The organism is Enterobacter sp. 148H3 (assembly GCF_034107425.1).
GTDB classification, from domain to species: Bacteria; Pseudomonadota; Gammaproteobacteria; order Enterobacterales; family Enterobacteriaceae; genus Enterobacter; species Enterobacter vonholyi.
Genome location: NZ_JAWNEI010000002.1, coordinates 1 through 26,637 on the forward strand (window position 1 = coordinate 1; position 26,637 = coordinate 26,637).

Here is a 26,637-nt window from a genome sequence, read left to right on the forward strand (position 1 = left end):
AAAACCTTGGTTTGGGAGAGGCTGCAAAATTACCTGCAGCGAGTGGCAATTTATCTGCCAATGGATGGTGCAAAATACCAATGACAAAAGGATACACACTCATCCTCCAGTGGGGACAGGCTGAGATTAAAGCGCAGGGTCAAGTCGCTATGTTACCCATTGCATTTCCTGCCGGAATGTTACAGGTCGTAAGCTGTGACAGCGGTGGTGGCGCATATTCTGTCGGTGTAACAGCAGCCGGTAACACGGGTATTACCTTCCGTATTGATGGCTTGCGTTATCAGGATGGGGTGTCTGTTGTGTGTCGCTATATCTCTATTGGTTTCTGAGAAAAGAGGTTTTATGAGTTATTTATATTCACCCTCGACTAATTCTTTTTACGCCCAGATTCTTTTGAATGAATATCGCAATGCAGGAACATTGCCTGATGATTGTATTGCTGTAGAAGATTCTGATTATTATCAGTATGCCGGTGAACCACCTAAAGGGAAAACACGTGGGGTGATTGACGGCCTGCCTGGATGGGTGGATCTGTCAACGCCGACACATGAAGATATGATCGTGGCAGCAGACCAGCAGCGGCAGAACCTGATAGATTCAGCAATGCAGTCAGTCAATGTCATACAGCTAAAACTACAGGCAGGCCGTAGGTTGGGCAATGAGGAAAAAACTAAACTCGATACCGTGCTGGATTACATCGACGCGGTGACGGCGATAGATACCTCCACCGCGCCAGACATCAGCTGGCCAGAACTTCCGGCGGCGTAGGCCATTCGATATCAGGGGCCGTTGAAATATCGACGGCTTCAATATTATCAATGTAATCCAGCCAGGCGTTATATTTTGCCTTATCTGTATCGTTCAGGCGGCCCATGGCCGCTTTTCCAGGCCACTGATTGCTGTTTATGTAGTTGTTTGCAACATCAGTTCGGCTCTGCTTTTCAACCTCCGCTTGCGCCACAATTTTTTCATGGGTCGGAGGGGGAATGTCTTTCCATTCAGGTAATCCATTTTTTCCAGCTACTCTTTTTTGTCCTTGAGGAGGCTCACCCGTAAATTCGCTGTATACCTGTTCAGTTACCTCGACTGCATCCTCTGGCCAACCGATGCCATTGATATAATCATCTATAAGCTCAAGCGGGAAAAAGCTGTTGTGTTTAGCGCTATAAAAATATGTGTTCACGTTAGCTCCCAATAGCAAAAAAGTATGCATTGAAACCGCCAGCACCGGACATGTATGCCCCAAAACCTGCGCCGTTAACGGTATTATTCACCACTGCTAAAGTTGGCGAGGGGATTCCACCAGAAAAGTTAATATCGGCAAATGTAAGCTGGATATTGCTTACCACACTGGGGAAATTGATAGGAAATGGAACCGAAATCTGAGTTTGCCCTACAGGAAAACCTACTTTTCCCCACTGTAAGATTTTCCCACCTGGCAATTTTTGCCACCCACTCGCGTTGGTAAAGCTGGACATATCAGGTATCTGTCCTGCACCAACGCCGACATCCCTTTTCGCTGCTCCTCCCAAACCAAGGTTTTCGAAAATGCGTGTTTATCCATTAAATGGCATGATTTCCGGTTTTGACGGAGAGAAATACCATGCTTATTGGGTACATACGCGTGTCAACAAATGAACAAAACACCGCCTTACAGCGTGACGCGCTGCAGCGTTCAGGATGTGAGCTCATTTTTGAAGATAAAATCAGCGGTAAATCGACAAACAGACCGGGACTCAATCGAGCCCTCAGACAACTTAATGCGGGCGATACTCTCGTTGTATGGAAACTCGATCGGCTCGGGCGCAGTATGCGCCACCTTGTTTCAATGACCGAGGAACTACGCCAGCGAAGCATTAATTTCCGCAGTTTGACTGACTGCATTGATACCTCAACGCCAATGGGGCGTTTCTTCTTCCATATTATGGGAGCGCTTGCTGAAATGGAGCGTGAACTCATTGTCGAGAGAACGTGCGCCGGGCTGGCCGCAGCGCGGGAACAGGGACGTATTGGTGGCAGACGCCCTAAATTGACGCAGGAGGAATGGGCTCAGGCTGGAAGACTGATTGCTGCCGGAGAATCCCGGCAGCGCGTTGCGTTAATTTTTGATGTGGGTGTTTCCACGCTTTATAAAAAATTCCCCGCCACGGTAATCGGACAATCGTTGTGCCAGTCACCGCTGGACGGTGACAGTTAGCCCATAACAACTCCAACCGCGACAATATCACTCACCAACCAACCAAGGAGTTAAACGGATGAGTGATTTTCACCACGGCGTGGAAGTTATCGAAATCAACGATGGCACCCGCACCATTTCCACCGTCTCGACGGCAATCATCGGTATGGTCTGTACGGCCAGCGATGCTGACGACAAGACATTTCCTTTAAACGAGCCAGTGCTCATTACCAACGTGCAAAATGCGATTGCGAAAGCCGGCAAGGCGGGGACGCTGTCCGCTTCTCTGCAGGCGATCGCCGACCAGTGTAAACCGGTTGTCGTTGTTGTTCGTGTGGCTGAAGGCACCGCAGAAACCCCGGAAGAGGCGCGCAAGCAGACCGTTTCCAACATCATCGGTACCACTGATGAAAACGGTAAATATACCGGTCTGAAGGCGCTTCTGACCGCGAAAACAGTGACCGGCGTTAAGCCACGTATTCTCGGCGTCCCGGGGCTGGATTCTCAGGAAGTGGCGACCGCACTGGCCGCAATGTGCCAGAGCCTGCGCGCGTTCGGCTATGTCAGCGCATGGGGATGTAAAACCATTTCTGAGGCGATCGACTACCGCAAAAACTTCAGCCAGCGCGAGCTGATGGTTATCCATCCTGATTTTCTGGCATGGGATACCACCACGAACGCAACGACGACGGCCTGGGCAACCGCTCGCGCGCTTGGCCTGCGCGCCAAAATTGACCAGACCATGGGCTGGCATAAAACCCTGTCAAACGTTGGCGTCAACGGCGTCACGGGCGTAAGCGCCTCTGTCTCCTGGGATCTGCAGGAACAGGCTACCGATGCGAACCTGCTCAACCAGGCGGGCGTCACCACGCTGATTCGCAACGACGGCTTCAAATTCTGGGGTAACCGTACCTGCTCAGACGACCCGTTATTTGTCTTTGAAAACTACACCCGTACCGCACAGGTGTTGGCAGATACCATGGCGGAAGCGCATGCGTGGGCGATGGATAAACCCATCACGCCAACGCTTATCCGCGACATCGTTTCCGGTATTAATGCCAAGTTCCGCGAGCTGAAAACAAACGGCTATATCGTCGACGGCTCCTGCTGGTATGACCCTGAGTCTAACGATGCATCAACCCTGAAAGCGGGGAAACTGTATATCGATTACGACTACACCCCTGTCCCGCCGCTGGAAAATCTGACCCTGCGCCAGCGCATCACCGATACCTATCTGGCAGACCTGTCAGATTCGGTTAATAGCTAAGGAGCTGCAGCATGGCGTTACCACGCAAACTTAAATACCTGAATATGTTCAACGATGGCCTGAGCTATATGGGCGTTGTTGAGTCTGTGACCCTACCGAAGCTTACCCGCAAGCTGGAGAAGTATCGCGGCGGCGGTATGCCGGGCTCGGTCTCTGTCGACCTCGGTCTGGACGATGATGCCCTGGCGCTGGAGTGGACCGTTGGCGGTCTGCCGGACGCCGCGCTGTGGGCGCAGTATGCCTCTCCGGGCGCGGACAGCGTGCCGCTGCGCTTTACCGGCTCTTATCAGCGCGATGATACCGGCGAAATCTCCGCCGTCGAAATCGTCATGCGTGGCCGTCATAAAGAGTTCGATGGCGGCGAGAACAAGCAGGGCGAAAGCGGCACCACCAAGATGTCCACCGAATGCGCTTATTACCAGCTGACCATTGATGGCAAAGAGATCATCGAAATCGACATCATCAACATGGTGCTCAAAGTCGACGGCGTCGATCGCCTGGCAGAACACCGTAAGGCCATCGGCCTGTAACCCTTTAACCGGCCGGGATTACCGGCCGGTGAGTTAACTTTCTGAAGAGTAACGAAATGGAACATATCAACGAGACCGCCATGAACGAAAGTGAAAACCCACATATCGTCACGCTTGATAGCCCCGTTCAGCGCGGCGAGCAAAAAATCGAAAAGGTGACCGTCGCAAAACCCAATGCGGGGACCCTGCGCGGCGTATCGCTGGCGTCGCTGGCGCAATCTGACGTGGATGCGCTGATTAAGGTGCTGCCGCGAATGACCTCGCCGGCGCTGACCGAGCATGAGGTTGCGCGCCTGGATGCCTGCGATCTGCTCTCTTTTGCAGGTAAGGTGATCGGTTTTTTGTCACCGGCTTCGGCTCGCTGAAATTTCCCGAAAATCTGTCGGTCGACGATCTGATGGCGGATATCGCGGTGATCTTTCACTGGCCGCCGTCAGAACTGTACTCCCTTAGCGTGACCGAACTCCTCTTATGGCGCGAAAAAGCGCTGCAGCGAAGCGGAAACCACCATGAGTAATAATGTCAGTCTTCAGGAGCTGCTTAAGGCAGTCGACCGGGCAACCCGACCACTTAACGCTCTCCATAACGCCAGCGTCACTCTCGCAAGCGATATCCACGATTCGCAGACGGCGCTGGGGGCGCTTGATGAGCAGGCGGGGCGTATTAACGGCTTCAGGAAAGCAAATGCCCAGCTCTCCGTGACGGAGCAGTCGCTTGCACAGGCGAAACAGCAGGCCGCGGCGCTGGCGGTGCAGCTTAAAAACACGCAAAACCCTACCCAGGCACAGGCTGCTGCGCTGTCCGCAGCCCGAAAATCGGCGGCCGACCTTAAGCTTGAGTACAACAGCTTACGCTATTCGGTACAGCGCCAGCGCACTGAACTCGCCCAGGCGGGAGTCAACACGCGTACGCTCTCGTCGGATGAGCGTCGTTTACGAACTCACATCAGCGAAAAAACGCAGCAGCTTAACCGACAGCGTGATGCGCTGGCCCGCGTCAATCAGCAGCAGGAGCGGCTGAGTACCGTTCAGAATCGCTACGAGTCAGGCAAACGCGTTACCGCGCGGGTGCGTCAGCTTGCGAATACGGGCGTGGGCATCGCAAAAGCGGGCTTTGACCAGACGTCCCGGTTTATCGCCCCTGGCATCAGTTTTGAAAAACAGATGTCGGCCATCCAGGCAAACCTTGGCCTGGCGAAGGGGGATTTCCGGCTTGAGGCGATTCGCCAGCAGGCGCGGGAGGTCAGTGCCAGGACCGGAGTACCTGCAGATACGGTCCTCCGGGCACAAACCGAACTGACTCGTTCAGGCTATGACGCCGATGGGCTGCTTGCGGCCACCGCGCCAACGGTCAACCTCAGCCTGGCGGGGAGTGTCGACGCGGCTAAAGCCGCCGATATGATCGCCAGCACGCAGGCCGCGTATAGACTGGGCGATATGGATGCGGGACGCATCGCAGATGTGCTTACGCGCGGTTTTACCTCTTCGAATATCAGCCTCGCTGAGATGGTGGCGGCCGTCACCTCCGCTGCGCCCGCTGCGGGTGCCGCCGGTATGGGGCTTGAAGAGACCACCGCGCTGCTTGGCGTTCTGGCAGAAAAAGGAATGAAAGGCGCTGCCGCGGGGGACGCGCTCAGCGCGATGTTGCGCCATGTTCAGACTCCGGATGCCATAAAAGCCGCGGGGGCGCTGGCTTCCGCTGCGGGTGATGGATCGCTTGATGAAAAACGCCAGCAGTTGCAGGGGGCAAAGGGCAGTACCGCGCTCGCGGCTTCCGTGCAGACCGATAATCTTGACGGTGATATCAACCGATTCCAGGCCGTGTGGAACGGGTTGAAGATTGATGTATTTGATAAAGCGGATAGCGCTCTGCGCAACCTGATAACAACCGCAACCGGCTGGCTTGGCACGGCCTCCCTTTGGGTGAATGCCAACCCTGAGCTGACGCAGACCCTCGCCAGCATCGTTGTCGGCGCGCAGGCGTTTGCTGGTGTACTGGGCGGCGTAGGCACGGTTATCGGCCCGGTTCTGACGGGCGTCAATATGGTTATTACCGCGGCCGGGATGTTGGGAACGATATTCAGCGTGGTGGGCGGCGCCATCATAACGGTGCTGGGTGCCCTTAGCTGGCCGGTGATTGCCCTTGGCGCGGCGATTGCTGCCGGAGCCTTACTGATTTTTAAATACTGGGAGCCCATCAGCGCCTTCTTTGGTGGGGTGATGGAAGGGCTTTCGACGGCTTTCGCACCGCTGGGTGCGCTGTTCTCACCGGTGATGGCGGTGTTTGACTCTATCTCGGAGAAGCTGGGCGGTATCTGGCAATGGTTCACCGACTTGATTACGCCGATCAAGGCGACGCAGGAAACGCTGGATGGCTGTAAAAACGCTGGCGTGATTTTTGGTCAGGCGCTGGGCGATGCGTTAATGGCACCGCTTGATCTCTTTAATAGCCTGAGCGGCAAGGCCAGCTGGCTGCTGGAGAAGCTCGGTATTATCAAAAACGAGTCGGGCGATCTCGACGCCGCTGCGGCAAAAGCAGAAGCGGCATCCTCACCGGCGAGCAGCGCTTATATTCCGGGCGCGGGGATCTCTGGCGGCAGCCTGGGGTATCAGCCGACCATCGCTACTGGAGGACGCTCTTACGTCGATCAGAGTAAAAGCGAATATAACATCACGCTTCAGGGGGGCACGGCCTCCGGAACGGATCTGACGCGTCAAATCCGGGAGACGATAGATAATATTGAACAGGATAAAGCGAGACGGCAGCAATCCAGCTTTATGTATAGTTGAGGAGAGAGAAAATGTTAATGGTGCTGGGTCTGTTTGTCTTTGAACGACGAACCTTACCGTATCAGTCAATGATATTCACAAAAGACTACCGCTGGGCATCCAGCGCTCGCATCGGGAAACCCAAAGCCTGGCAGTACCTTGGCGAAGGTGAGACATCCTTTAGCCTCTCTGGCTTACTTTACCCGGAACTCACGGGAGGGCGGCTTTCGCTCAAGGCGGTTGAGCTGATGGCAAATGAGGGGCGGGCATGGCCGTTGATAGACGGTACCGGCATCATTCACGGCATGTTTGTCATTGAGAAAGTCACCCACACGCATTCGGATTTTTACAGTGACGGTACCGCCCGAAAAATTGAGTTTACCCTGTCGCTAAAACGCGTGGACGAATCGCTGATGACAACGTTTGGCGACCTGCGAACGCAGGCCTCAGAGCTGGTGGAAAGCGCACGGAATAGCATTGGAGGGCTGGTGGGATGATCGCCGAAATGAATATCCGGGCGGGTGGAAAAATCGCCCCTGATTTTATGCTTAAGCTTGACGATCGTGATATCACGCAAAATTTCAGCCATCGTCTTATCAGCCTGACCATGACCGACAAACGGGGGCTGGAAGCCGATCAGCTGGATATTGTGCTGGATGATTCCGACGGGCTGCTGGACTTGCCTGCCCGGGGGGCAAGGCTGTCCTTATGGCTGGGATGGGAGGGAACCCCGCTCGAGGAGAAAGGGGACTTTACGATTGATGCGATTCATTTCCGGGGCGCGCCGGACACGCTGACCATCCGGGGATTCAGCGCAGATTTTCGTGGAAAGCTAAACGTGCGGCGCGAACAGTCGTGGCATGACACGACGATTGGCGCGATAGTCGATACCATCGCTCAGCGTAACCAGTTGACCGCCAGCGTCGCGTCGGGGCTTGCATCCATCGCCATCTCTCATATTGACCAGTCTCAGGAGACAGACGCGGCGTTCCTCTCCCGCCTTGCTGAACGTAATGGAGCATTTGTTTCAATCAAAGCCGGGAAGATTATCTTTATGAAAGCGGGCCAGGCCGTGACGGCCAGCGGCACTCCGCTTTCCTTAATGATGATTGAACGTGGGGATGGAGATAAGCACCTTTTTTCCATAGCTGACCGCGAAAATTATTCCGGCGTAACGGCCAAATGGCTGCAAACGCGCGACCCCAAACAGCAAAATCCTCAATTGAGTATCTCTCGTCAACCTGGAGGGCAGGCGACAGAAGCACTGCAGCACCCGAATGCCGCCGCACCGGTAGCGCGAACAGAAGGCAAGGAGCAGAAACCGCAAGAGAGGCTGGTGGGATCGGCGGAAAACGTATTGGAGCTCACCACGGTTTATGCCTCTGAAGAGCAGGCGCTCAGGGCCGCAGAGGCTAAGTGGCGCGCGCTTCAGCGGGGAACCGTAGAGTTTTCCATCCAGCTTGCCCTGGGACGCGCCGATCTGTTCCCCGAAACGCCGGTGCTGGTAAACGGTTTTAAACGCGTCATTGACGAGCAGGCGTGGATCATCAGCGAGGTGGTGCATACCCTCAACGATAGCGGATTTACCACGCAGCTTAAGCTTGAGCTGAACGTCAGCGACGAAAAATTTACTGTTGATAGTGAGTAATGTAGTTGCTATTGGTTTTATTTTGGGTATTATTAATTCACAAAATGTGAATTAAGTGGAGGGGTACATGTTTCATTGTCCTAAGTGCAAGCACTCTGCGCATGCGCGTACCAGTCGCTATCTAAGTGAAAATACCAAAGAGCGCTATCACCAGTGCACCAATGTGGACTGCAGCTGTACGTTCGTGACGATGGAGTCCGTGGAGCGCCTGATCGCAACCCCGGGCGCCTCTGAGCGTGTCCGAACGGCTTCGCTGAACCACGGTTAGCTGCTCAAAAAAACCAATAAAAAAGCCACTCAGTCGAGTGGCTTAATCATATGATTCTAAAACTAAAATTTGGTGGCCCCTGCTGGACTTGAACCAGCGACCAAGCGATTATGAGTCCCAATCTAAACGCTTATAAAACAATAATTTGTATTTTTTTCAAAAGCTTGACTATACGTATAATAGATAATAGTACAGTATAGTAAGTAGTCCTGCTGCCAATATGCTGCCAAAGTTTTAGTACATTATCCCGAAAATTATCTGCAAAAGTTATCGATCAGATCCTTCTTATCAAGTTTTGAGTACTTATATTGGTTAGACTGATCGAACATAACATGACAATCTTTTGTTTTGTTACTTTTATCGAAACTAAAATTTTCATCTGAAACTTTTGAAGTATGGAATACTTTCAGGAATCGGTTGTAAAAAATGTTGTAATTATCATATTTCTTGAACGTTAACTGTTCAGTTGTAGGGCCGCGTGCAATATTTGCAGAACCACTAAGACACTCGATATAATCTAAATTAACACCACAATATATTTTGGAATGGAAGCGCGAGTTTCTAATCGCGTTTTCAATCGATTGCGGAGTGAATTTATATTTTTTAAGTATATTATAATCATGAAGATTTGCACTTACTGCTTTTTCGAAAGAATTTAATGTTTGAGTCTTTGTTATTATTTTTAGTTTGTCTGAATGAGATTGCGAAATAATGTCAGTCCATAAGTCAATTAAATCAGAGTTTTCAGATCTTGTATGTCCAACGTAAGGGAAAATTAAATATACTTTCTCAAAAAAAAGTTCCCATCTAATTATCAACTTTCTAATTATTTCAATAAAATCAGATTTGGATATAGTGCCATCCAGTCTTTCGTCAAAATCTATGCAATTAGTTATGTGTCCAAGAAGATAATCTGAATCAGAGAAGTCCAAGTGGTTGTGATCTTTATAAAATAATGCTGAGTGAGGTGTTCCGCAAGAACAAGTTAAATCAATTTTAACTATTGATTTTTCAGCGTTAAAACCATACCCTGATATATCCATACAGATATACTGACCTACTTCCTGTCTCCATTCTTTAAATTCATTCTCAAATTTACTTTGAGCTAATTCTTCAATGTTCTCCTCACAGTTTGTGCACTTATAAAGATTAATAGTCTTAAAATCAAACTTTGGACTTTTTCGAAATAGATCTCCGTCATATTGAAAGGCAGCATTAAGTATTAGATGTTCAGATGGTAGTTTTACCGAATAATCAACACATTCTGTTTTAAATGCACCATCTATTATTGCGGAGTCGGCAGGGTTCTTACATCGGATTGTAAAGTAATTTTCACATTCTGCACATTGACATATCATTTCACCCCGGTCATTCTCTGCTACATACTTTATTTCCATGTAACTAATAATGTTTTGGCAAGATGGGCACTCACCTTTGAAAAATTTTCTATAAATGTCCATGTTAATACCCCGTTAAAAATTATTTGCTAATCATATTAAGTGGATTCAATTTGATTGCTTCTGCAAGATGGTCTGGAGCGAAATGAGCATAGCGCATTGTAACCTTAATATCTGTGTGACCTAGGATGCGCTGTAGCACAAGAATGTTCCCGCCACGCATCATAAAATGGCTCGCAAATGTATGGCGCAGAACATGTGAAAGCTGACCGTCAGGTAACTCAATCCCTGCGCGTTTAATGGCACCCCGGAACGCAGAATAGCATCCAGTAAACACTGGTTTTGATGTTCTCAATTTGGGGAGGATCTCGTATAGTTCTTCACTGATTGGAACGGCTCGGTTTTTTTTGCCTTTCGTTTTGATGTACGTGATCTTGCCTGGGCTAATCTGTTTGCCGGTGATTGATTCAGCTTCGCCCCATCTTGCGCCAGTAGCGAGACAGATTTTTACGATGGTCACCAGGTCCTGCGCTCTGCTGTTCTCACATTCTGCAAGCAAGAGTTTAACTTCATCAACGGTTAACCAGGCCAGCTCCGCCTCGTCAATTTTAAACTCCCGAACATTCTCCAGAGGGTTCGGTGCTATCCAATCATCAAGCCTTTTCAGTTCGTTAAACATGGCCCGAAAATAGGCAAGCTCAAGATTCACTGTGCGCGGGGTAACGGACTTCACACGATCTGAACGGGTGATTTTTCCGCTTAACCGTTGTTCGCGATAGGTTGCAAAAAGCTTTGCGTTAAACTCAGTCGCTAAAGGGTTGCCCATAGCCAAGCAGGCAAACTCCATCGCCCCCTTGCGTTTCACTCCATCAGATAGAGTGACGCCATGTGCGTTATACCAGGCTGTAACCAAATCCCGAACGCGGCGTTTGTCAGTTTTCTCACCCAGCCACGGCTTATTTTGGGCTTGTTCCTTTACATGACGCTCGAATGCAAGGGCCTCGCCCTTCGTGGCAAACTGGCGCCGGATGCGTTTTCCATCGCGCCCATTTGGGAAAACTTGCGCCTGCCACTTTCCATTCGACAACTTACTAACAGACATATTGTGCTCTATCCTATACGCCGACTTCTACAATTTCATCTAACTCAGGATGACTTTCAGGGTATTTGAAGAAAGCACTCTTGCCATATTTAAAGATAAAGAGCAGTTCCCCATTTGCATTTTCTATAGAATCAAGCTGACCGAGCATTACTAATGTCCGCTGATTCATGTAAGTTCTGCCGATTAGATCGTTCGGTTGGATAGTTTTAATTTGCTCAATTAAATAAGATGAACGAGGCTTAAATGAAATGGTTTTGCTGCTGCTGTAAACTTTTTGGGGTTGATCGATTTTGTTTAATATCTGATTCAACGCTTCAAAAATCAAAGTGTCTTGTTTGCTTAACTGTGTTTTTTCGCCTACTTTCGCTGGTTCAATACTCAGAAGTTGAACAATAGAGTTAACATCGTTTGAATCTGCTTCAAAGGTGCTAGATATGGCTTTTTCTAAAGATTTAATATTGTTGAAAGCGTTGTCAATGCGCAGTGAACTATCATATTCACAATATCTGAAAGCTTGAACATCAAACGGACTAATTGTCCTGTCATCCTTTATCAATACTGTCTTTTTATTAAAGGCCTGTCTAAGTCCTAATTCATACATTACATTGGGATTTCGTCCGCTCAAGTCGCATATAGCAATATCTGACTCAACAATTCTTTTTAAAATATCTAAAACAATCAAATTTGAGTTATTAACTTCATCGGCTCTTACTGGTTGAAAGCCAGAAGCAAGACATGCTGGCTTTATCAAATGGCTATAAACTCTGTCAAAATGACGTGGATCATAACCAGCCATATCAGCGATAGGCATTATGACAAAGCAAGAGCGCTCAAGCTTTTCAGTTTCTTGCTCTTTTGTTGCTTTAGTTGAAGAGGTCATAGTATATCCTTAAATAAGTTGTTCTGTTTTGAGGATGACTTTCCCAAATACCTTTATGTCCTGAGCTTGACATTCAAAAGATGCTTTACCATTTTCTACGCGTATACGGCCCCCAGGAAACCTAAATACTTCCCTAATGCTATATAACCCATCAATCTCTATGACCCACCAACCATCATTTATCTCCCCTTCATGTTCATCAATAAGGTATAGAGAGTTTTCATTGGCGACGAGAGAAGGATTCGATAGACCGGAGGGGAGCAGACTACCGTCATAGTAGATGTCGTTATGTGATGACAAAACCCCATCTGTAATTTTGTAGTGTTTTAAAGATAAAGCTTGATGCTCGACCTCATCTTGGTACATCGCTCCTTCCCCTGAGATTAACCACTGCAGAGAGGCACCCGTTTCGATACTACAAATGATTGTCCAGTCTGAAGGGAAGGTATTGCGGGCATATCTGTTCGCCATCGTACTTTGAGAAATCCCCAAGTGGTTGCATAGGGACTGTCGAGTTGTAAAACCGTAGGCTTTCAGAATTCGCTCAATGACCGGCTGGCCGCCAGTATTTTGCATGATGTTACTTTGCAATTTTTGTGGCATGTGGCGATTTGTGATGTTTCGTGTTGACATTGGCGTTTTGTGATCCTATTCTCCGTTGTGTGAAGCAACGAATAGTGATTAACAGTCTCGAATAGTGTTGAGACAACCCAAACTGAGGAATATTGCATCATGCATCGTCAACTTTCAATGCGTCCCAGCATCAATCTTGTGGTGTCTGAGCCATTCATAACCCTTGATGAGTTCTGTCGTCGTACCGGCTACAAGCTTAGCTATGCCCGTCAGATGATCCGTGAAGGTCGTTTACCTATCCGCAAAAAAGAAGGGGTAAACAGCCTCATCGAAGTAAACATGTTTGCATTGACGATGGAAGCGGCTCAAGGCTGCGAAATCGCAATGCAAGCCTGATAGTTCCATTTTGGGATGAATAAGGATTTAGAACATGTTTGATTTTCGCATTTCCAAACATCCTCACTTTGATGAAGCCTGCCGCACTTTTGCACTTCGTCACAATATGGCGAAGCTGGCAGACCGCGCAGGAATGAATGTCCAGACTCTGCGCAACAAACTGAACCCGGAGCAACCGCATCAACTCACGGCGCCGGAAATTTGGATGCTTACCGATATTACAGAGGATTCAACATTAGTTGATGGTTTTCTGGCGCAAATCCATTGCCTGCCATGTGTGCCGCTGAACGAAGTAGCCAGCGAGAAAATGCCTCATTACGTTTTGAATGCTACAGCAGAGATTGGTCGTGTTGCAGCAAGCGCTGTTTCTGGCGAACACCAGACAACAACGGAGCGCCGTCAGGTTATCGAAAGCATTAATTCTGTCACTCGTTTGATGGCACTTACAGCTGTTTCCATGCACGCGCGCCTACAGTACAACCCAGCTATGGCAAGCGCTGTTGATACAGTGACGGGCCTCAGCGCTTCATTTGGTCTGATCTGAGGTGCTTATGCTTAATAAAGAACCTTCATTCGCTTCGCTGCTGGTAAAGCAAAGCCCGGCAATGCACTACGGTCATGGATGGATTATTGGGGAAAACGGTAAACGCTGGCACCCGTGCCGTGATCAGTCCGAATTATTAAACGGGCTGAAATCTAAAATGGCTAAGCCGTCAGCTTTTTTAATTATTCGCATTGTTCGCTTGATTCTTAAAGGAGTGAAAAATGTCTCGTAATGAGTTGAGAATTATTCTGGGTGTGATCATTCCAAATATGGCAGACGGTTTTGAAATTAAAACCCGTGATGGTGCTGTTTTGCGTGTTGATCCTGAATGGGATTGCTGCAAGGAATTTAAAGAAGGATTGCAGACTGAAATCATTACCCAGCTTAAAAGTATGCCTGTCCCTGTTTCTGGCTATATCTAAGTAACTAACCCGTTTTTTATGGCGTAAACCCGCCGGGCATTTTTTTGCCCGAATTCTGAGGAAATGAATATGAAAAATACTAAAACCCACTCAACGAAAATAGGCCCAGACGATGCTGGCCTGTTCGCTTTGTTAAATGAAACGCGCCTGGATGAGCGCCGTTGCCGCGCTGATGCAATGGCCGCTCGTCTGGACAGTCTGGCCGTGCGCATCGTTTCCCGTCAGTTGAGCCATATCGAGGCGGCCGAACTGCTTCGCGTTGAAGCGGTTCGCATCCAGAACGAAGCGCAGGAGCTGCATTAATGGCTGATTCAATGGACCTCGCCCAGCTGCGCGAACAGGAAGATCGTGAGCGCCATATTAACAATGCCCGCGCCAAAGTGCCGGGCGTTTCCCGTGTTCTTTGTGTGGAGTGTGATGCTCCAATCCCGCCAGCTCACCACCGCGCCATTCCGGGCGTGCAGTGCTGTGTGACCTGTCAGGAAATCGCAGAGCTTAAAGGTAAGCACTACAACGGAGGCGTTGTATGAGCACTATCCTGAAATGGGCGGGAAACAAAACCGCCATTATGTCCGAACTGAAAAAACACCTTCCCGCTGGCCCGCGATTGGTTGAACCTTTCGCGGGTTCCTGCGCTGTGATGATGGCAACAGACTATCTTCATTATCTTGTCGCAGATATCAATCCAGATTTAATTAATCTGTACCGTACTATTGCAGAAGATACAGAAAACTTTATTAATCTTGCTAAGGCGGTCTTTGAAAGTTTTATTGTTGCTGAAAATTATTATCGTGTGCGTGAAGCGTTTAACCACGATCCGCAATTAGACCGACTGCACCGCGCTGTATATTTTCTGTATCTAAACCGCCATTGTTATCGTGGGTTATGCCGCTACAACCTAAGCGGTGTATTCAATGTCCCTTTCGGTAATTATAAAAAGCCGTATTTTCCTGAGAGTGAAATCCGCGCATTTGCTGAGAAAGCGAAGCGAGCCACCTTTGTTTGCGCTAACTACGAAGAAACGTTGTCTTTGTTGCAGACGGGCGATGTGATTTATTGCGACCCTCCTTATGACGGGACTTTTAGTAATTACCACACTGCCGGTTTTACAGAGGACGATCAGTATCGCCTAGCGTCTATTCTTGAGCGCCGCTCGTCAGAAGGCCATCCGGTCATCGTTTCAAACAGTGACACCTCACTTACTCGCTCCCTTTATCGGAATTTCACCCATCACCGCCTTACCGCAAACCGCAGTATGGGTGTTGCGGCTGGTGACGGTAAGTCTGCCGTGGAAATCATTGCTACCTCAAAATCGTGTCACTGGCTTGGATTTGATCCTGCAACCGGTCCTGACTGCAGCGTGAAGTATGAGGTGCAGGCGTGAGGGCAACGGAGTTTATTCGTGCTTACATTATGGGGTGTCAGAATGTCTGACACCGTTTTCCCCTACGCATGGAATGCCCCGCGTCCTGCAATCGGCTGTTTTAAGCAAGCCGATGCGGCGCCGGGGATCATGTATCTGACGCCGGACGGTAATCGCAAGCGTTTGTCGATTGCCGAACTGGCAGAAGCGGATGAAGCACCAGACCGGGGCCGGGCGGTTCGTCGTCGTCTGGCTTCGCTGCCTCATTTTGTCCGCCGTATGTATGCTCAAAAACTTGAACAGGTAGACCGTAAAGGCAAGCAAGCGGCTGATGCCTGGCTTATCAATACCTTTGAGCGATTTGTTCTGAGTCGTATAGATCAGGTCAATGAGCAGTATCTGCCGCAGGGGGTGATGCCTGCGGCTTTGTTGCCTTTGCGTGAACAATTCTGGCGCCTGCTTTGGGCTGGAAAAAAAGAGCTGAAACGGCTGGCGCATAATCTTGCTGACCTGTTGGGTAGCGAGTTTAACCGCGAGTTTGATTTCCAGATGGCCCGCACGTCCGATCCTCATTTCGCCACCCTGTCAGGTTATGGCCGCATGGGGTTTCTTGCCAATCACCTCAAAACACCGGTTCCGTGCTGGACGGCCTACTGCAAAGAAGAGCTGGAGGCGGAAGACGCACTGAAAGCAGTGGCCCGCCTGCAGTCTCCGCAGTGGTGGCTTAATCGTATGCGCCGTATGCACGCTCGCTGGCGTGAACATCTGATGGTTGCGGCCGGGTATGTACACAAAAAATCCGCACCGTACTGCAGTGACCCATGTTTACAGGAATGGACGGCGCAAAAGAAAGCCAACCGCGAATTTCTGAAAGCGATGGAGCTGGAAGATGAGGACACCGGAGAACGTGTATCGCTGATTGATAAAGTGGCCGGCAGCGTTGCCAACCCAGCTAACCGTCGTCGTGAGCTGATGGCGCGTATGCGTGGGTTCGAAGATTTAGCGAGTGAGGCAGGGCTAGCCGGGGCGTTCTTCACGCTTACCGCTCCATCCAAATATCACTCAATGCAGTACGACGGGCGCCGGAACAACAAATACAGCGGCGCGTCACCGCGTGAAACGCAGAAATATCTTTGCAAAGTATGGGCGCGCACGCGTGCGGCCTGGCTGCGCAATGGTATTCGCGTGTTTGGCTTTCGCGTTGTTGAGCCTCACCACGACGAAACCCCGCACTGGCACCTCCTGCTTTTCATGCGCCCGGAGCATATCGAACCGGCAACAGCAATCTTTCGTAAGCACGCCATGCGTGAGGATGGGAATGAGCCTGGCGCCGCTGAAAACCGCTTCGAAATGAAACCCATCGAGAAAGAGAAGGGCAGCGCTACGGGCTATATCGCCAAATACATTTCAAAAAATATTGATGGATATCAGCTTGATGACGATCTGGATGATGAAACCGGCAAGCCTCTGAAAGAGATGGCGCGCCGCGTAAGTGCCTGGGCGTCTCGCTGGGCGATCCGTCAGTTCCAGCAGATAGGCGGCGCACCGGTAACAGTGTGGCGTGAATTGCGCCGCCTCGGTGATCGTGAGTTGGTCCTGCACCCCGAAATTGAGCCAGTGCGTCAGGCCGCCGACAGCAGCGCGTGGGATTTGTACGTGAGTGCTCAGGGTGGCCCGCTGGTTCCCCGTGATCTCCTGCGCGTGCGCCTCAGCTATGAAGTCACCGAAAACGGCAACCTTTACGGGGATGACGTCTCCAAAATTTCCGGCGTTTACTCTCCGATCCGTGGGCCGGAATCGCTGATTCATACGCGCACTACCAAATACAAAATTGTGCCGAAACGTCAGGCCGACGGCGTTTCCGGTTTTGACCTTGATTTTTCAGGCGGCCCCGCCGCCCCTCGGAGTTCTGTCAATAACTGTACGCGGGAGCCGCGGGAGGTTAAAAAACGCGCCGATCCTGGCGGCACGGTCATGAATGACTGTGCCAGCTGGGCGGATATGGACTCTTTATCCCGGAAAGAAAAACGGGTGATAGCGCAGCGGCTGAGCGAAGCGGCAAAGGCATCCAACAAGCGCGTAAAAGTGAGGCCAAAAGCCAGCCCTATGACGGAGAAGGAAAAGCAAATTAGTGAGCTGCTGGCTCTGCGTGGCGTGGATGCCAGTGCCGGAATGGTCCGTTCGTTGATTTCTGGCGCGGTGGTTGCTTTTGGCGATCAGGTGTTAACGGTTGATGAAGGCCGCCTTACAGTCCGAAACCGTGCTGCGGCAGGTGTTCAACGTCTGCCGTCCCAGATTGTGGAGATTAAACAGCAGGCGGATGACCTTCTGAACCGAATGAGGCGTGCATTCTCAGGGCGGAATTAGCCCGTGATCAACATTGTCAGGTCTGACGGTGTGGTACCGAGTTCCAGTAATGATTAACCTCAGCAAACAGACTCATCTGATTGATTGATAGAAAATATTTTACAACCCCGAAATCCTCATATACTGTATATATAAACAGTGGATATGCATACAGTTATCAGCATCTCTTCCTGGGGATGCTGGCTGGTTTATCCCGTAGTGAGGATAGGAGGGAAAATGCAGGACTATCTTTTGGAGTCGTTGAAACTCCAGCGTATTGATTTCTTTATCAAGCTTGTAGCGGCTAGTGAGTGTAGCGAAGAAGAGAAACGCCTTGCGATCCAGTGGGTGTCGGAACTGACGGACGAGCTGATGGTGAAAATTCGGAACCATGATTACGGCCGGGCGATGGACGTTATCAACTAAAGGGGGGCTTTATGCGCATTGAAATAATGATCGATAAAGAGCAGAAGATAAGCCAGGCAACACTGGAAGCCCTTGAATTCGAGCTTTACCGAAATTTGCGCCCTCTCTGTCCAAAAACGGCTATCCGCATACGTAAGGGAAGCGCTAACGGCCTGGAGCTGAGCGGCTTAAAACTTTACGAAGATAAAAAGCGGGTAATGGAGATTTTGCAGCAGGTCTGGGAGGACGACAGCTGGCTGCATTAAGAAACGTTGCAGGCGTCAGAACTTGATTCTGACGCCTGCGAGGTTGAACAACGAGTAAGGCGAGGCGTTAGGTGAAGTAACTCATAATAAGCCATCTATGATTGAATGGTGACTTTTTTTAATGTATCAAAAACGATTTTCGTAAACTCATTTTCATTTCTAACATCAATATAAGCAAGGCCGCTATTAGTGATCTTGAGCTTACCGGAGTACTCTAATGTATTAACAGAGCATACAAGCCTGTCAATTCGTATTTTTTTACCCTCTAACTCTTCTTTGTAATATTTCCTAAGATCGCTGCTGCCAATTATTTGCATTTTAGCCGTGGCGTAATCAGAGACTCTAACCCTTGAAATATCAAGTTGAGTTAAATTAATATTTACACTTGAAGATATTTCATTAAGCCAGTTTATAGGGTTTATGTCTATTTCTTCCAAACTAACACCTAAGCCAAGATTTTTAACCAAGGCCTGAGAAAAAGGCTTTAATGTTCTGGGTGGGTTAGTAATCTGCATTACAGGAAGAGAGTCTAAAGCCACGCTAAAATTTGTCGTGCGATATTCGATTCTTTCAACGGTAGTTTCACTCCCGTCAAAGCTTGATATTTTGTCATGATAAACAATACGCTCGATAAAACGCCCACTTGCAAAATCATGGCGTATTTTATCAAAAATGAAACCTTTCCCTTTTTCCTCTGTAAAAGAATCAAGAGAAAGACGTCTAACGGCTGTTTCAAACTCAAGCCGTATGTTTAACTTAAGCCATTTAACCTTTTTCATCTTCGTTCACCTCTGATCCTATTATTATATTATAGGCATTTTCAGCGGCGGACTCAATTAATTCACTAATATGTTTTTTCTCTTGTGCCGTTGCCGCGCGAATGGTTACATTGAAACCGTCTTCTTTTTGATTATTTATACCTTTAATTTGATAGGCAAAGTCACAGCATTTTTCTGAGTCTTTAAAAAATGCTTCGACGTTGATTCTATCTCCAATTCCACTTGTTGGCTTTGAAGACCACGCAATACGACCTATATAATAACCTTTCTCATGTAGTTGAGAAAATATAGCCGAACTATTTACCCCTTCACCATTAAGGACTGCTTTCTTAACAAATCCGGTATCAATAGTTTCTTCCTTGTCTTCATCCTCACTAGCATCAGTGCTGCGGTTTAATTCGACTTTTGTAACGTCATCAGTCTCATAACCACGTAGGCCATTCATTAATTCTTGAAAGAACTGACTTCGCAATGTAGGGTCAGTTATTGCTAGTAATGAGATCTCGAAGCGTTCGATAGGCTCGGACTTGATTTTAGATAGCTCGTTTTGCAGGCTCTCAATAACTTTTTTTGCCTCGGGGTTTTGAGGCATACGTACTTCAACTTTGTCAGTTCCAGGGCGAAGTTCAATTATAATATTCCGCTTGTCGATCTGACGTAATGCAGTTTTAGATAGGTCTATTTCTTCATACTTATATTCTACTGTAAGCGAACCATCTTTTTTAGCTACAATATTCAGGCTTTGACCTTTACTAGGGGAGCATGTTTTTTTTAGTGCTTCAGCAGCACTTTTTAATTCGGCCTGATTTGTTGATGTTTGGAAGCTTACACTAGTAGTGCTTTCTCTAGGATCATATGTTTTGACCAGTTTTTTTATGTGTTCTAATTCATTAAATCCGTGAGGAAGTTTGGATATTTCCTCAATTAGTATTTCCTTGTCGAGTTCTGGGGATAAAAACACACCTCTATTCAATAATAATTCATGCAACTTTGCAGCGGTTATCCTTTTATGATGTAATGCATCATAAATATTTTTGTCAGTTGCGAAGTATAGTTTTTTAGCCATTATCGTTGCTCCATGCCGATTTGTTCAAGGTTATATTCAACAACAATTTTGTCCGTCTTGTCGAAGTCAATTTTAAGGAAAAGTCTTTCATCCTCGCCCAAAAGCCAGTCTGTACTGTATTTCTTTTTCGCTCTTTCGAAGTGATGAATGGCATTTTCATTTGGATGAATGTGACAATGGCGTAATACAATTGGTTTACCTTCGGTTAGTATCTGATAAGTTGATAACATATCAAAGAAGTAAACAAATTCGTCTACTGAATCACCTGGTTGATTGTAATAAACAACATATCCCTCAGGGTTTTTATCTCTGAGCCAACTAAAAGCCTCATGCTTTATTATGATGTATGGTGATGTTAATAATTCAATTGTTGCAGGTGTTGTCTGATTAATAGGGTGTTTTATCCTTGTTAGGGAAAGATCTGGGTAATAATATGTGAACTTATCAGGTTGAGGAAGCTTGCCTGAACCAATTAATTTGGTGATGTCAGAAGATATATTTATCAAATCTGATATTTTATAAGGGTCCAGCAAATGTAGTTTGATGTTTGGGGGGCAATTTATAGAAGAGTGGTCTAGTTTTTTTGTAATATTTTCATAGAAGTCTTTGTCATATAAATTATAATGGTTATATAAGAACAATAACCCTCTTACGTTATAACCTAAAGAATCATCATGAACATATTTTAATCGCCATTCTTCACTCACATTTGCACACTCGGTAGCTAAAGCAAGCGATGTTAAAGCTCCCTCGACTATTTTTTTTCCAATAGTACCTTCCGCATAGCTTTTGAGGTCTGTGTTGAGATAGACCATTTCCTCCTCATATGGATCTATGTAGAAAAAAACAACATCGCTTGGATGCGTTTTCTTGGAATGAGCCTCTTGGCAACAATCCCAATTCATGTCCGCTCTAGCGGCACGCTCCCATTTGAACACTGAGAAAATATCATCAGAAATCTTACCCGCTACTCGTTGTATAGCCGAAGTCTCTCCACCCATTTCAATCTCGCTCCTTTACAATTGCTGTGGCAATCTGCCTGAAAATCCATCTGACTTGATGGGTAATCTAACCATATGGTTCGTATGCGTTTGTTGCATGACTATAGCGCATGAAAATGAATGATCGCAAAAGGATCGTTTTTGCTCAGGCCCGCCAGTTCTGACGGGCTTTTGCTCATGTCATGCAGGTGCATGAAAACCACTACATAAAGCGGGCAGGCGTGGCGGGGCTACGAGCGCGCGGTTTTGGGGTTAATCGCGGTTTTGGGCCCTCAATGTCGGGCGGGCATGGTCATTTTTTGGGGCTGGTCGTGCGCGCCTGCGTCGTGGTGAGGCGCTGCGTTTCGTCGTGAGCTGCCAGGTGGCGAAAGCGCAGGACCGCTCAGCGAGGCGCTGAGGCGCTCTGATGGCGAGGCAGGGCATAAGGGAATAAAAAAACCGCCCGGGGAAGGGCGGTTGATATCAAAGGTTGGCCAGGTGGGCGTCAGTCTTCATCGGTCAGGTAGGGGTCAAAGCGTATCACCTCATCACCCAGCCACTCGTTAACTTCTTTGATGCGGCCCTGCAGGGGGGTAAGTTCGTTGCGAACGAAAACGCGCGCCGCTTTTTCCACATCGCCAAACCCGCCGGTATTGGTTGGAATAATCCCCATCAGCTGCGGCGGCACGCGGTGAGCGGCCAGCATGTCATCACGACTCACGTTTTTGATGTTAAGAAATTCATCTTTCGCGGCGACTTCTGACAGTGGGATGATCTGAATGCCGTCCTTCTTCCCGTTCGGGCTGTACATAAACAGGTTGCGGAAGTTGCCAGGCCCTTTCGATTTTTTCAGTGCTTCGCGTATGCTGTCCACTTCATTCTGATTGGCTGCGGGGTCGCTCATGTACATGATAAAACCAGCATGGCTACCATTTTGATAATACTTGCGGCGAAACAGCGTGGCCGATTCATTCAGCAGGGCGGATGGAATGGCGGAGAGGTATTCCGGCATCCCGTAAAGCTCCTGGTTAACGTCCGGTTCCATCAGGTGAAACACGCTCCCCTCATCGAACTGATAGGGCTGCGAATTGTAGCCATACTGCGCAAACCAGTATGTGTCCGGTTCAATGCCGCGACGGGTGTATTTGGCAAGCGAGGCGCGCAGTTCCATGATCTGCCCTAAGCGGTTCATGCGTTTTTCAAGGTAGGCATTGCCGAATACCAGAAAGTCCTGGGCGAACCGGGAAAAGGCCTGCTTTGACAGCAACTGGTGTGGGATATAGGTACTGGTAAGAATATTGCGTTTAACCTGTATGGCGCTTGAATGATGAACCGCTGACCGGTAGGTTCGCGCCAGACCATCCATGCTGATTGGCGGTTCATACCAGCGGTCCAGCTGTACACACTCCAGGTAATCAAATAACTCCCGTCGGTCCATTACGGGGATCGGATCGCCAAACGCAAACGCTTCGGCATTTGCATTGCTCACCATGTTGGCCGTATCGGCTGCGGTCTTGCCGCGCGGTGCCTTGCTGCGGTTTTTGCGGTTAGCCATTAAAAAATCTCCACGATGTTGCTGGTACTGGCGGAAGCTCCTGCCAGTGGTTCGTTATAAAGTGCGTGCATGGTTGCCCAGGCTAAATCCGCATGGCTGGCTTCTTCTGTGCGGGCTGCTTCGTAGGTTGGCCGGTTGCCGCTGGCGGTGGTTGAGCGGCGAATGGACATAAAGGACTGCGCGATATCCAGCATCCCCGCGTCAAACTCCAGACGGCGCCCGCTGATGATGTCGTAGGCTTTAAGCACCAGGGCATTTTTTACGGTCGGGTTGTAGACAAACTCGCGCGCGGCAGGGAAGAACTGCTTAACCGTTTTGTAAACGCCATCGCCAACGCCGGTCGAGTCAATACCGATGTAGGTCACGTTGTAGCGTCTGGTGATTTCCTCAATTGCTGAGGCCTGGGCGCGGAAGTCCATCCCGCGCCACTGGTGACGCTCAAGGATACGGAATTTACCGCCGGGGACGACGGGAGGCGCAATGACCACGCAACCGGCGCTGTCACCGTTCTGCGTTCCTTTTGCCGGGTCATAGCCGATCCAGACAGGGTGGTATGCAAACGGACGCAGTAAAAGCGGTTCGAAATCGTCCCACACATCCCAGCTGTCAACCATGCAGGACTGCAGCAACGCCAGCGGGAACACGGACGCCAGGTCGTCAACGAACTGACACATCAGCAGGTTGTTGTATTCGTCCGGGCTGTACTCCAGGCGCAGCTGGTCCAGGTCGAAAAGGTTACACCCGCCGTTTACGGCATCCTCAATGGTGACTATCTGGCGGTACTGGCCGTCAGGGCATAAAACGCCGTGCGCCAGGCTACTGTGAGAAAGGTCAAATTCTACCCTGTCGGCTTTCGGGCGCCCTTTATTGAACAGGGCGCCAGACCAGAACGGGTAGGCGCTGTGCGTCAGGCTGGAAGGTGTAGAGAAATAGGTCTGGCGCCATTTTTTGTGCAGCGCCATACCGGAGGCCACCTTGCGCAGCTCCTGGAATTTCGGTATCCAGAAATACTCATCAAGATACAGATTGCCGTGATAGCTCTGCGCGGTACGGGCATTTGTACCGAGGAAGTAAAGACAGGCGCCGTTAGGCAGCACCATCGGATCGCCTTTCAGCTCAACATCCACCTCTTTTGCGAAGTCGATGATGTACTGTTTAAAAACGTGTGCCTGGGCTTTACTCGCTGACAGAAAGATTTGATTTCGGCCCGTGGTCAGGGCGTCTATCAACGCTTCACGGGCGAAATAGTAGGTTGCACCGATCTGGCGTGACTTTAAGAGGTTGCGGATACGGTGTTTGATACCAGCGTCCCACCAGTGGCGCTGGTATTCGAACATACCGGCGCGGAAAATCTCTTCCAGCTTTTCGATCTGTTCGTCGGTAAACAGGTTTTTTTCCGGCGGTTTGCGCGGGCCTTTATTGCGGTTGGCCACGTTGGGGTTCAGGTCTGCTTCATTCCCGCCATTGTTAAATTTGCCGATCCTGGCCTGTCGTTCGGACTGACGCGCCAGCAGGTCAATTTCTTTAAAATCCTTTCCTTCCTTCTGCTCCTTCATGACGAGCTGGCAGTAACGTGCGGCGGTGGTGAGCTGCATCTGATCCAGTGGGCCATATTCGCCCCACTTATCGCGTTTTTTCCAGCTGTGAACAGTTGCAACTTTCTCGCCCAGCATTTCAGCAATGCGGGCTACGCGGTATCCCTGAAAGTACATCAGCATTGCCTGACGACGGGGATCGAGGTCTGCGGGGGTCAGTGTTGTCATGGCACAAACATACGGCCTCAAATCAGCACTTTCCCCGGCTTCGCATTGTGTGGGAGTTCGCACAAGCCCAACGCGTTGTTTACACGCGCCTATCACCGCAAACATAAGGCTCTGAACGTGTTACGAACTAACTAACCGGAGCCGGACCGATGGCAAAAAAATCTAAGCGTTTTCGTATTGGGGTCGAAGGGGCCACCACTGACGGGCGCGTTATTGAACGTGACTGGATCACCCAGATGGCGGCGAGCTATAACCCGCAGGTATACACCGCGCTGATCAATATGGAACACATCAAGGGTTTTACCCCTGATGGGCCTTTCCGTCGTTTTGGCATGGTGGAAAAACTGGAAGCGGAAGAAATCACCGAAGGGGCTTTGTCCGGGAAGATGGCGCTGTATGGCTGGATTGCCCCGACGGACGATCTGGTAACCATGACCGGTAACTGGCAGAAGCTTTTCACCTCAATGGAAGTTAACACCAGCTTTGCCGATACCGGCTCCGCTTATCTGGTTGGTCTGGCGGTTACTGACGATCCGGCAAGCCTCGGCACTGAAATGCTGCAGTTCAGCGCCAGCGCAGAACATAACCCCCTGGCGCGCCGCAAGCTGGACAAAGACAACCTGTTTACCGCTGCTCTTGAAACGCTAATCGAGTTTGAGGACGTGCCGGAAAAAACCAGCCTGTTTACCCGCGTGAAAGAGCTGCTGTCCCGCAAAGGCGCCGATGATAACGCCCGCTTTGCTGATGTGAATCAGGCTGTTGAAACCATCGCGCGTGAGCATCAGGCGCTGGCGGAGCAGGTCGGCACCCATCAGACCGATTTCAGTAACAAGCTGAGCGATATGCAAAAGGTTGTTGATGAGACAACCAGCGCACTCTCCACCCTGCGTGAGCAGCTTTCCACCCAGGACAGCCGCAGCGAACGCCGCCCTAATGCGACCGGCAATAACGGCGCAGAACAAACCACCGATTGCTGACGGAGCAAAAGCACAATGAAAAAAGAGACACGTTTTAAATTCAACGGCTATCTGACGCAGCTCGCCAAACTCAACGGCGTATCTGTGAGCGATATCGCCTCGAAATATACGGCTGAGCCGTCCGTTGCGCAGACGCTGGAAACGAAAATCCAGGAGTCTTCCTCGTTCCTGCAGAAAATCAACATCATCCCGGTTGATGAACAGTCCGGCGAGCGTCTGGGGCTGGGTATTGGTTCCAGTATTGCCGGAAATACTGATACCACTCAAAAAGACCGTGAACCCGTTGATCCGACTTACATCGACGGTGAAGGGTACAAGTGTACCCAGACTAACTCTGATACGGCGCTGCCTTATGCGAAGCTGGATTTATGGGCCAAATTCCAAGACTTCCAGACGCGCATCCGTGACGCCATCATTACCCGCCAGGCGCTTGACCGCATCATGATCGGATTCAACGGCGTGAAGCGTGAGAAAACGTCAGACCGCGCGACCTATCCACTGCTGCAGGATGTGAATATCGGCTGGCTGGAGAAAATCCGCCAGGAGAAACCCGTCCAGGTAATGGATAAGATCGTGTCCGAAGGCGAGGTGGTTTCTCAGACTATCCGTGTTGGTAAAGGCGGTGATTTCCTGAATCTGGACGCGCTGGTTATGGGCGCCGTGAATGAGAAAATCGCGCCGTGGTATCAGGAAGATACAGAGCTTGTGGTTATCGTCGGGCGCCAGTTGCTGGCGGATAAATATTTCCCGATCGTCAACCGCGACCAGCCAAACAGCGAAGCGATGGCGGCCGATCTCATCATCAGCCAGAAGCGTATCGGCAACCTCCCGGCCGTTCGCGCGCCGTTCTTCCCGGCTAACGCCATGCTGATCACCCGTCTGGATAACCTGTCTATTTACTGGCAAGCCGGTACCCGTCGTCGTTCAGTTATCGACAATCCGAAGCGTGACCGCGTGGAGAACTACGAATCCGTTAACGAGGCGTATGTTGTCGAAGATTACGATGGCGTTTGCCTGGTTGAGAACATCGAGATGTTACCAGCGCAGGCAGACGGCAATCCGGGCGCGGCGCTGACGGCTGAAAATATTCAGACCATCGTTGCTGCAGCAGTGCAGGGCGCGCTTGATGCTCAGAATACGGGCGGCACTGGCGCCGGAGCGTGATA

Annotated in this window: 34 protein-coding genes; 23 read left to right on the forward strand and 11 right to left on the reverse strand. The window is 49.6% G+C overall.

Annotated elements, in window-relative coordinates; genetic code table 11:
- A partial coding sequence (locus tag USH94_RS02155) for a hypothetical protein (protein ID WP_220123736.1) occupies positions 1-329 on the forward strand: 329 nt, incomplete at its 5' end.
- Between the two features lie 13 nt (positions 330-342).
- Entirely contained in the window at positions 343-768 is a 426-nt protein-coding gene (locus USH94_RS02160) for a tail fiber assembly protein (RefSeq protein WP_181574031.1), read from the forward strand.
- Here the strand turns inward: USH94_RS02160 and USH94_RS02165 are convergent.
- Together USH94_RS02165 and USH94_RS02170 are read right to left on the reverse strand one after the other, a co-directional pair.
- Positions 740-1,183, reverse strand: coding sequence for a tail fiber assembly protein (locus USH94_RS02165; RefSeq protein ID WP_258525044.1), 444 nt, complete (start codon positions 1,181-1,183; stop codon positions 740-742). The genes USH94_RS02160 and USH94_RS02165 overlap by 29 nt on opposite strands.
- A gap of 1 nt (position 1,184) precedes the next feature.
- Positions 1,185-1,478 carry a hypothetical protein gene (locus USH94_RS02170; protein WP_181574032.1) on the reverse strand — a complete coding sequence of 98 codons (294 nt, stop codon included), beginning with the start codon at positions 1,476-1,478 and terminating at the stop codon, positions 1,185-1,187.
- A 125-nt stretch (positions 1,479-1,603) separates the two neighbouring features.
- Here USH94_RS02170 and USH94_RS02175 point away from each other — a divergent pair, with 125 nt between their 5' ends.
- The 9 genes from USH94_RS02175 (at position 1,604) to USH94_RS02215 (ending at position 8,657) form a co-directional block, all read left to right on the forward strand.
- Positions 1,604-2,197, forward strand: coding sequence for a recombinase family protein (locus USH94_RS02175; RefSeq protein WP_111963340.1), 594 nt, complete (start codon positions 1,604-1,606; stop codon positions 2,195-2,197).
- Between the two features lie 58 nt (positions 2,198-2,255).
- Positions 2,256-3,443, forward strand: a complete 1,188-nt coding sequence (locus USH94_RS02180; RefSeq protein ID WP_111963339.1) for a phage tail sheath protein — start codon at positions 2,256-2,258, stop codon at positions 3,441-3,443.
- Positions 3,444-3,454: 11 nt separating this feature from the next.
- A complete protein-coding gene (locus USH94_RS02185) occupies positions 3,455-3,973 on the forward strand; it encodes a phage major tail tube protein (RefSeq protein ID WP_023309235.1) in 519 nt (172 codons plus the stop codon).
- Between the two features lie 56 nt (positions 3,974-4,029).
- Positions 4,030-4,338, forward strand: a complete 309-nt coding sequence (locus tag USH94_RS02190; protein WP_033146681.1) for a phage tail assembly protein — start codon at positions 4,030-4,032, stop codon at positions 4,336-4,338.
- 32 nt (positions 4,339-4,370) lie between these two features.
- Positions 4,371-4,490: a GpE family phage tail protein gene (locus USH94_RS02195; RefSeq protein ID WP_023616176.1), complete on the forward strand. Its 120-nt coding sequence runs from the start codon at positions 4,371-4,373 to the stop codon at positions 4,488-4,490.
- On the forward strand, positions 4,483-6,762 hold the full coding sequence (locus USH94_RS02200; protein ID WP_111963338.1) for a phage tail tape measure protein: 2,280 nt from the start codon (positions 4,483-4,485) through the stop codon (positions 6,760-6,762). The genes USH94_RS02195 and USH94_RS02200 overlap by 8 nt, the downstream gene beginning before the upstream one ends.
- An 11-nt stretch (positions 6,763-6,773) precedes the next feature.
- Positions 6,774-7,238 carry a phage tail protein gene (locus USH94_RS02205; RefSeq protein ID WP_023309232.1) on the forward strand — a complete coding sequence of 155 codons (465 nt, stop codon included), beginning with the start codon at positions 6,774-6,776 and terminating at the stop codon, positions 7,236-7,238.
- Positions 7,235-8,389, forward strand: a complete 1,155-nt coding sequence (locus tag USH94_RS02210) for a phage late control D family protein (RefSeq protein ID WP_111963337.1) — start codon at positions 7,235-7,237, stop codon at positions 8,387-8,389. The genes USH94_RS02205 and USH94_RS02210 overlap by 4 nt, the downstream gene beginning before the upstream one ends.
- Before the next feature lie 67 nt (positions 8,390-8,456).
- Positions 8,457-8,657, forward strand: coding sequence for an ogr/Delta-like zinc finger family protein (locus tag USH94_RS02215; protein WP_029741756.1), 201 nt, complete (start codon positions 8,457-8,459; stop codon positions 8,655-8,657).
- 254 nt (positions 8,658-8,911) lie between these two features.
- On the opposite strand, the gene USH94_RS02220 is transcribed toward USH94_RS02215, so the two are convergent.
- The 4 genes from USH94_RS02220 to USH94_RS02235 are packed head-to-tail and all read right to left on the reverse strand — an operon-like array spanning position 8,912 to position 12,639.
- The gene (locus tag USH94_RS02220) at positions 8,912-10,117 is read right to left on the reverse strand and encodes a hypothetical protein (protein ID WP_111963336.1); all 1,206 of its coding nucleotides are present in this window, start codon (positions 10,115-10,117) and stop codon (positions 8,912-8,914) included.
- Between the two features lie 19 nt (positions 10,118-10,136).
- Positions 10,137-11,156 carry a tyrosine-type recombinase/integrase gene (locus USH94_RS02225; protein WP_111963335.1) on the reverse strand — a complete coding sequence of 340 codons (1,020 nt, stop codon included), beginning with the start codon at positions 11,154-11,156 and terminating at the stop codon, positions 10,137-10,139.
- A 13-nt stretch (positions 11,157-11,169) separates the two neighbouring features.
- On the reverse strand, positions 11,170-12,036 hold the full coding sequence (locus tag USH94_RS02230) for a hypothetical protein (RefSeq protein WP_111963334.1): 867 nt from the start codon (positions 12,034-12,036) through the stop codon (positions 11,170-11,172).
- Between the two features lie 9 nt (positions 12,037-12,045).
- The gene (locus USH94_RS02235; RefSeq protein WP_258525013.1) at positions 12,046-12,639 is read right to left on the reverse strand and encodes a phage repressor protein CI; all 594 of its coding nucleotides are present in this window, start codon (positions 12,637-12,639) and stop codon (positions 12,046-12,048) included.
- A gap of 129 nt (positions 12,640-12,768) precedes the next feature.
- Between USH94_RS02235 and USH94_RS02240 the strand changes: the two genes are divergently transcribed.
- The 10 genes from USH94_RS02240 (at position 12,769) to USH94_RS02285 (ending at position 18,351) form a co-directional block, all read left to right on the forward strand.
- Entirely contained in the window at positions 12,769-13,005 is a 237-nt protein-coding gene (locus USH94_RS02240; RefSeq protein WP_044865394.1) for a hypothetical protein, read from the forward strand.
- Positions 13,006-13,039: 34 nt separating this feature from the next.
- Positions 13,040-13,549 (forward strand): phage regulatory CII family protein, encoded by a 510-nt coding sequence (locus tag USH94_RS02245; RefSeq protein WP_111963332.1) that lies wholly within the window; start codon positions 13,040-13,042, stop codon positions 13,547-13,549.
- Between the two features lie 7 nt (positions 13,550-13,556).
- Positions 13,557-13,781 carry a phage filamentation protein Fil family protein gene (locus tag USH94_RS02250; RefSeq protein WP_111963331.1) on the forward strand — a complete coding sequence of 75 codons (225 nt, stop codon included), beginning with the start codon at positions 13,557-13,559 and terminating at the stop codon, positions 13,779-13,781.
- Positions 13,771-13,971 (forward strand): hypothetical protein, encoded by a 201-nt coding sequence (locus tag USH94_RS02255; RefSeq protein WP_044704107.1) that lies wholly within the window; start codon positions 13,771-13,773, stop codon positions 13,969-13,971. Before USH94_RS02250 ends, USH94_RS02255 begins: the two co-directional genes overlap by 11 nt.
- A gap of 69 nt (positions 13,972-14,040) precedes the next feature.
- Positions 14,041-14,274 (forward strand): DUF2732 family protein, encoded by a 234-nt coding sequence (locus USH94_RS02260; protein WP_111963330.1) that lies wholly within the window; start codon positions 14,041-14,043, stop codon positions 14,272-14,274.
- A complete protein-coding gene (locus tag USH94_RS02265) occupies positions 14,274-14,501 on the forward strand; it encodes a TraR/DksA family transcriptional regulator (RefSeq protein WP_111963329.1) in 228 nt (75 codons plus the stop codon). Before USH94_RS02260 ends, USH94_RS02265 begins: the two co-directional genes overlap by 1 nt.
- The gene (locus USH94_RS02270; protein WP_111963328.1) at positions 14,498-15,355 is read left to right on the forward strand and encodes a DNA adenine methylase; all 858 of its coding nucleotides are present in this window, start codon (positions 14,498-14,500) and stop codon (positions 15,353-15,355) included. The genes USH94_RS02265 and USH94_RS02270 overlap by 4 nt, the downstream gene beginning before the upstream one ends.
- A 42-nt stretch (positions 15,356-15,397) precedes the next feature.
- Positions 15,398-17,701, forward strand: coding sequence for a replication endonuclease (locus USH94_RS02275; RefSeq protein ID WP_111963327.1), 2,304 nt, complete (start codon positions 15,398-15,400; stop codon positions 17,699-17,701).
- A 216-nt stretch (positions 17,702-17,917) separates the two neighbouring features.
- Entirely contained in the window at positions 17,918-18,106 is a 189-nt protein-coding gene (locus tag USH94_RS02280) for a hypothetical protein (protein ID WP_047352651.1), read from the forward strand.
- Positions 18,107-18,117: 11 nt separating this feature from the next.
- Positions 18,118-18,351 carry a DinI-like family protein gene (locus USH94_RS02285; protein WP_111963326.1) on the forward strand — a complete coding sequence of 78 codons (234 nt, stop codon included), beginning with the start codon at positions 18,118-18,120 and terminating at the stop codon, positions 18,349-18,351.
- 95 nt (positions 18,352-18,446) lie between these two features.
- On the opposite strand, the gene USH94_RS02290 is transcribed toward USH94_RS02285, so the two are convergent.
- The 5 genes from USH94_RS02290 to USH94_RS02310 all read right to left on the reverse strand — a co-directional run bounded on the left by USH94_RS02290 (position 18,447) and on the right by USH94_RS02310 (position 24,494).
- Positions 18,447-19,130 (reverse strand): hypothetical protein, encoded by a 684-nt coding sequence (locus tag USH94_RS02290; protein ID WP_111963325.1) that lies wholly within the window; start codon positions 19,128-19,130, stop codon positions 18,447-18,449.
- Positions 19,117-20,196 (reverse strand): hypothetical protein, encoded by a 1,080-nt coding sequence (locus tag USH94_RS02295; protein ID WP_063843684.1) that lies wholly within the window; start codon positions 20,194-20,196, stop codon positions 19,117-19,119. The genes USH94_RS02290 and USH94_RS02295 overlap by 14 nt, the downstream gene beginning before the upstream one ends.
- Positions 20,196-21,197 (reverse strand): hypothetical protein, encoded by a 1,002-nt coding sequence (locus USH94_RS02300; protein ID WP_111963324.1) that lies wholly within the window; start codon positions 21,195-21,197, stop codon positions 20,196-20,198. Before USH94_RS02300 ends, USH94_RS02295 begins: the two co-directional genes overlap by 1 nt.
- Positions 21,198-21,681: 484 nt before the next feature.
- Positions 21,682-22,731: a phage portal protein gene (locus USH94_RS02305; protein ID WP_111963323.1), complete on the reverse strand. Its 1,050-nt coding sequence runs from the start codon at positions 22,729-22,731 to the stop codon at positions 21,682-21,684.
- Entirely contained in the window at positions 22,731-24,494 is a 1,764-nt protein-coding gene (locus USH94_RS02310) for a terminase ATPase subunit family protein (protein WP_017382378.1), read from the reverse strand. Before USH94_RS02310 ends, USH94_RS02305 begins: the two co-directional genes overlap by 1 nt.
- 149 nt (positions 24,495-24,643) lie before the next feature.
- Between USH94_RS02310 and USH94_RS02315 the strand changes: the two genes are divergently transcribed.
- Entirely contained in the window at positions 24,644-25,471 is an 828-nt protein-coding gene (locus tag USH94_RS02315; protein ID WP_059446323.1) for a GPO family capsid scaffolding protein, read from the forward strand.
- Between the two features lie 15 nt (positions 25,472-25,486).
- On the forward strand, positions 25,487-26,635 hold the full coding sequence (locus USH94_RS02320) for a phage major capsid protein, P2 family (protein WP_111963322.1): 1,149 nt from the start codon (positions 25,487-25,489) through the stop codon (positions 26,633-26,635).
- Positions 26,636-26,637: the final 2 nt, after the last annotated feature.

What these genes read in the sequence shown, in the direction of transcription:
- USH94_RS02220 (WP_111963336.1), bottom strand. Translation starts at nt 10,117, where the DNA reads ATGGACATTTATAGAAAATTTTTCAAAGGTGAGTGCCCATCTTGCCAA.
- USH94_RS02205 (WP_023309232.1), top strand. Translation starts at nt 6,774, where the DNA reads ATGTTAATGGTGCTGGGTCTGTTTGTCTTTGAACGACGAACCTTACCG.
- USH94_RS02245 (WP_111963332.1), top strand. Translation starts at nt 13,040, where the DNA reads ATGTTTGATTTTCGCATTTCCAAACATCCTCACTTTGATGAAGCCTGC.
- USH94_RS02195 (WP_023616176.1), top strand. Translation starts at nt 4,371, where the DNA reads ATGGCGGATATCGCGGTGATCTTTCACTGGCCGCCGTCAGAACTGTAC.
- USH94_RS02190 (WP_033146681.1), top strand. Translation starts at nt 4,030, where the DNA reads ATGGAACATATCAACGAGACCGCCATGAACGAAAGTGAAAACCCACAT.
- USH94_RS02295 (WP_063843684.1), bottom strand. Translation starts at nt 20,196, where the DNA reads ATGGCTAAAAAACTATACTTCGCAACTGACAAAAATATTTATGATGCA.
- USH94_RS02240 (WP_044865394.1), top strand. Translation starts at nt 12,769, where the DNA reads ATGCATCGTCAACTTTCAATGCGTCCCAGCATCAATCTTGTGGTGTCT.
- USH94_RS02320 (WP_111963322.1), top strand. Translation starts at nt 25,487, where the DNA reads ATGAAAAAAGAGACACGTTTTAAATTCAACGGCTATCTGACGCAGCTC.
- USH94_RS02215 (WP_029741756.1), top strand. Translation starts at nt 8,457, where the DNA reads ATGTTTCATTGTCCTAAGTGCAAGCACTCTGCGCATGCGCGTACCAGT.
- USH94_RS02175 (WP_111963340.1), top strand. Translation starts at nt 1,604, where the DNA reads ATGCTTATTGGGTACATACGCGTGTCAACAAATGAACAAAACACCGCC.
- USH94_RS02230 (WP_111963334.1), bottom strand. Translation starts at nt 12,036, where the DNA reads ATGACCTCTTCAACTAAAGCAACAAAAGAGCAAGAAACTGAAAAGCTT.
- USH94_RS02200 (WP_111963338.1), top strand. Translation starts at nt 4,483, where the DNA reads ATGAGTAATAATGTCAGTCTTCAGGAGCTGCTTAAGGCAGTCGACCGG.
- USH94_RS02250 (WP_111963331.1), top strand. Translation starts at nt 13,557, where the DNA reads ATGCTTAATAAAGAACCTTCATTCGCTTCGCTGCTGGTAAAGCAAAGC.
- USH94_RS02300 (WP_111963324.1), bottom strand. Translation starts at nt 21,197, where the DNA reads ATGGGTGGAGAGACTTCGGCTATACAACGAGTAGCGGGTAAGATTTCT.
- USH94_RS02280 (WP_047352651.1), top strand. Translation starts at nt 17,918, where the DNA reads ATGCAGGACTATCTTTTGGAGTCGTTGAAACTCCAGCGTATTGATTTC.
- USH94_RS02185 (WP_023309235.1), top strand. Translation starts at nt 3,455, where the DNA reads ATGGCGTTACCACGCAAACTTAAATACCTGAATATGTTCAACGATGGC.
- USH94_RS02255 (WP_044704107.1), top strand. Translation starts at nt 13,771, where the DNA reads ATGTCTCGTAATGAGTTGAGAATTATTCTGGGTGTGATCATTCCAAAT.
- USH94_RS02210 (WP_111963337.1), top strand. Translation starts at nt 7,235, where the DNA reads ATGATCGCCGAAATGAATATCCGGGCGGGTGGAAAAATCGCCCCTGAT.
- USH94_RS02270 (WP_111963328.1), top strand. Translation starts at nt 14,498, where the DNA reads ATGAGCACTATCCTGAAATGGGCGGGAAACAAAACCGCCATTATGTCC.
- USH94_RS02315 (WP_059446323.1), top strand. Translation starts at nt 24,644, where the DNA reads ATGGCAAAAAAATCTAAGCGTTTTCGTATTGGGGTCGAAGGGGCCACC.
- USH94_RS02275 (WP_111963327.1), top strand. Translation starts at nt 15,398, where the DNA reads ATGTCTGACACCGTTTTCCCCTACGCATGGAATGCCCCGCGTCCTGCA.
- USH94_RS02170 (WP_181574032.1), bottom strand. Translation starts at nt 1,478, where the DNA reads ATGTCCAGCTTTACCAACGCGAGTGGGTGGCAAAAATTGCCAGGTGGG.
- USH94_RS02310 (WP_017382378.1), bottom strand. Translation starts at nt 24,494, where the DNA reads ATGACAACACTGACCCCCGCAGACCTCGATCCCCGTCGTCAGGCAATG.
- USH94_RS02180 (WP_111963339.1), top strand. Translation starts at nt 2,256, where the DNA reads ATGAGTGATTTTCACCACGGCGTGGAAGTTATCGAAATCAACGATGGC.
- USH94_RS02225 (WP_111963335.1), bottom strand. Translation starts at nt 11,156, where the DNA reads ATGTCTGTTAGTAAGTTGTCGAATGGAAAGTGGCAGGCGCAAGTTTTC.
- USH94_RS02160 (WP_181574031.1), top strand. Translation starts at nt 343, where the DNA reads ATGAGTTATTTATATTCACCCTCGACTAATTCTTTTTACGCCCAGATT.
- USH94_RS02235 (WP_258525013.1), bottom strand. Translation starts at nt 12,639, where the DNA reads ATGCCACAAAAATTGCAAAGTAACATCATGCAAAATACTGGCGGCCAG.
- USH94_RS02265 (WP_111963329.1), top strand. Translation starts at nt 14,274, where the DNA reads ATGGCTGATTCAATGGACCTCGCCCAGCTGCGCGAACAGGAAGATCGT.
- USH94_RS02290 (WP_111963325.1), bottom strand. Translation starts at nt 19,130, where the DNA reads ATGAAAAAGGTTAAATGGCTTAAGTTAAACATACGGCTTGAGTTTGAA.
- USH94_RS02260 (WP_111963330.1), top strand. Translation starts at nt 14,041, where the DNA reads ATGAAAAATACTAAAACCCACTCAACGAAAATAGGCCCAGACGATGCT.
- USH94_RS02305 (WP_111963323.1), bottom strand. Translation starts at nt 22,731, where the DNA reads ATGGCTAACCGCAAAAACCGCAGCAAGGCACCGCGCGGCAAGACCGCA.
- USH94_RS02285 (WP_111963326.1), top strand. Translation starts at nt 18,118, where the DNA reads ATGCGCATTGAAATAATGATCGATAAAGAGCAGAAGATAAGCCAGGCA.